Origin of the sequence: Mycobacterium sp., assembly GCF_049802695.1 — a bacterium.
In the GTDB taxonomy this organism is placed as follows: Bacteria; Actinomycetota; Actinomycetes; order Mycobacteriales; family Mycobacteriaceae; genus Mycobacterium.
In genome coordinates this window covers 1-2,826 of sequence record NZ_JBARMY010000558.1, presented here as the reverse complement: position 1 = coordinate 2,826, position 2,826 = coordinate 1, and the positions used below count along the sequence as shown (strand labels likewise).

The window sequence follows — 2,826 nt, the reverse complement described above, 5'->3', positions numbered from 1 at the left end:
GGAGAAGGGCGAGGACAGCTTCGAGAAGACTTCGTCAAGGGCTTTGCGAGGAGCGCTCACCTTCTTGGTTTCGGGCGCGCTGGTTTTGAGTGCGGCCGATCCGGGAGCCGCGTTGATCTCGGTCGTTTGATGGTTCGAAGCGCTGCTGGTCTGATTCAACGCGAACGCGAGAAACCACGCCACCGCAATCAGGCAGATAGCCACAGATGCGAGTCGCAGCACTCGGGCGAGCAGGGTGAGCAGCACAGCGGCAGATTAGCCCCCTCGCTGGACGGGGTGGACGTATATCCGAGTGCCATACCGTCTAGATTGCGCGGTATGTCCATCCCGCGACCGATGACTGGAGTGCTCGAAAGCGTCCGTGCTGAGCTCGTCACGGAGCTACGCGCACACGCGCTCGTGATCGGTGAGGTCACGCTCACGAGCGGTGCGACCGCCTCCTATTACGTTGATGCCAAGCGTGCGATCCTGCGACCCGAGGGATTTCGTGCGCTGGCCACGCTCGTCGCGGCCCACGCACAGGAGTGGAATGCGACGGCTGTCGGCGGCATGACGATGGGCGCAGACCCGGTCGCGTGTGCGGCGCTCGCGGGCGGTGCGCAGGCGAAGGCGTTCTTCGTGCGCAAGGAAACCAAGGCGCACGGTCTCCAACGTCGGATCGAGGGTCCTCTGCTCACCCCCGCCGATCGCTGCGTGGTGGTCGAGGATGTCGTCACCACCGGCGGATCGACGCTCGCGGCGATCGCCGCGCTGCAGGATGCGGGGCACACGATCTGCGGAGTGGTTTCGGTGCTCGACCGGCTCGCCGGAGGCGGTCCAGCGATTGAAGCAGCCGCGGGCGCGCCATATGTTGCGCTCACCACGATCGACGACGTCTATCCGGAGCGCGCGGAGCGCTAGCCTTCGCCGCGAGCCCTCGTAGTCCAATGGATAAGACGACCGCCTCCTAAGCGGTAGATCCAGGTTCGACTCCTGGCGGGGGCATGGGTCGGATTGCTTGTGTTCATGCGGGATTGGGTGTTTGGTTGCGCGCTGCCATGATCTCGGTCAAAGGCAGGTTCGGCGCGCCGGTGCCCTTGGTGCCCAATCAGGCGCCGGACGGCGAGTCGCGGGCGCTCCTATACGGCGCAGGCGCGGGCATCACGGGACTGCCGAACCGTTAAGCGGGCCTTCAGCTACGGCTGACGGCCCGCGTTCGCTCACGCAGCGCTCGTTCCAGCTTGCTGAGCTGCACCGAGATCTCCTGCACCTGCACGAGCAGGTCATCCTCGGCGATCTCGACGTGTTCTACCGCAGGCGCAAGGAACTGCTGTGCCACAGCTCCAATAAGGAGCGTGGCGGCCCCAATGCCGACCAACATGACGACCACGGCGATGATCTTGCCCTCGGTTGTCTTCGGCGTGATATCGCCATAGCCGACGGTCGTCATTGTGGTGATGGCCCAGTAGACACCATTCCCAAAGGAGATGCCTTCCTCCGCGGCGAACCCGGCCCCGCCGACCATAGCCGTCAGGAGAGCGAGTCCTGCCGTCGCCTTGACGCCCTCAAGCGAGAACACGATACGCGTGAGTGGCGCGAGTCTCAGCAGCCGGAACACCCGTAGCAATCGCAGCGCGCGGATGCTCTGAACCGCCCCTCCGATGAATGGGGGCGTCAGAACGACGATCGCAAGATCGATCGGATTCAGCAGGAGGTAGCGGGCTCGATTTGGAGTGAGCGCAAGCATGGTCACAAGCTCTGCGAGAAACGCCAGCCAGATGAGCCAGTTGAGCATTTCCCCAAGTATGTGCAGCGGTTCGCTGACCTGAGTGAACTGAAGAATCGTGATAGGGATGCTCAGGACGGCGGCGACCAGCAGTGGCTTTTCAAAATAGCGACGCGCAGTGCTCGTCCGCGCCTCTCTCATTGCGGCATCCACGGCCGTACTTTTCAACAACGAAGGTTAGTGCCCTCCCAAGTTTGGCCGCCACCGAGTTCAGATGGTTGTGACAGTCCGAGGATCGTGCTTGATCGAGTCGTCGCGGTATGCGGCCATTTCTATGTCGCCAGGCGACACCGCTGCTCGACCCACCGATCCCAGTGCGTCCATCCCTCCGTAACTTTCGACGCATTTAATAGGTTAGAAGGCCATGCGACGAACTGCGATAAGCCTTGTAGGCATGAGATGGTTCGCGACAGCTGCAATCTCTGTACTGGCCCTATTCCCGACGGCAGCATAGGCAAGTGCTGCGACCACCCGACACAAGGTGGCCACGGAGTGCAGGCCCGGACATTCGCGACTCATTTCCGCCGATTCACAGGCGCAGCTGTATAAGGCGACTGAACCTCATGCGTTTCCGGAATATCTGGGTGTCTACGGCTGTGTCTATGGACACCGGCCTGTCTTTCTCGGTCCGCTACCGTACGCGTCATCCGGCGGTGCAGGGGGAATAGCGCACGAGACCCTTGCTGGCTCGGTGGTGGGGTATGAAGAAGTCTCTATCGGCGGCTATGAGAGTGGCCGCGCGGAACGTTGGGTGGTGGTCCGAGATCTGAGGGACGGACGTGTGCTGCACAGGGCCCCCACGGGCACGCCACCTACCCAAAGCTGGGAGTGTGGGTATAGGCAATGTGGTTGTGATCGTCGTGAAGAGTGACGGTGCAGTCGCCTGGATAGCAGAAGACGGCAGCGTGATGTCCACCTCGGATCCCTCTTCTATGGTGTCCGCGTTCGCGGTTGAGGCTGTCGATGACTCTGGTATGCGGCTGCTGGCATCTGGCGGTGAGATCGACCCGTCTTCGCTGGCGCTGTCGGTCGGCGGTGCGAACATAGGTATGGACTATCGG

At 62.3% G+C, this 2,826-nt stretch carries 4 protein-coding genes and 1 tRNA gene; 3 read left to right on the top strand and 2 right to left on the bottom strand.

Annotated features, from left to right (window positions below; translation table 11 throughout):
- Positions 1-246: hypothetical protein (locus WA317_RS21965; RefSeq protein WP_425175039.1), on the bottom strand; the 246-nt coding region annotated here is incomplete at its 3' end.
- 90 nt (positions 247-336) lie between these two features.
- Here WA317_RS21965 and pyrE point away from each other — a divergent pair.
- Both pyrE and WA317_RS21955 read left to right on the top strand, forming a co-directional pair.
- Positions 337-900, top strand: a complete 564-nt coding sequence (gene pyrE, locus WA317_RS21960; protein ID WP_425175038.1) for an orotate phosphoribosyltransferase — start codon at positions 337-339, stop codon at positions 898-900.
- Between the two features lie 12 nt (positions 901-912).
- A tRNA-Arg gene (locus tag WA317_RS21955) sits at positions 913-984 on the top strand.
- Between the two features lie 187 nt (positions 985-1,171).
- On the opposite strand, the gene WA317_RS21950 is transcribed toward WA317_RS21955, so the two are convergent.
- Positions 1,172-1,918 (bottom strand): potassium channel family protein, encoded by a 747-nt coding sequence (locus WA317_RS21950; RefSeq protein ID WP_425175037.1) that lies wholly within the window; start codon positions 1,916-1,918, stop codon positions 1,172-1,174.
- 677 nt (positions 1,919-2,595) lie between these two features.
- On the opposite strand from WA317_RS21950, the gene WA317_RS21945 reads away from it, so the two are divergent.
- The coding region (locus WA317_RS21945; protein ID WP_425175036.1) for a hypothetical protein at positions 2,596-2,826 on the top strand (231 nt) is incomplete at its 3' end.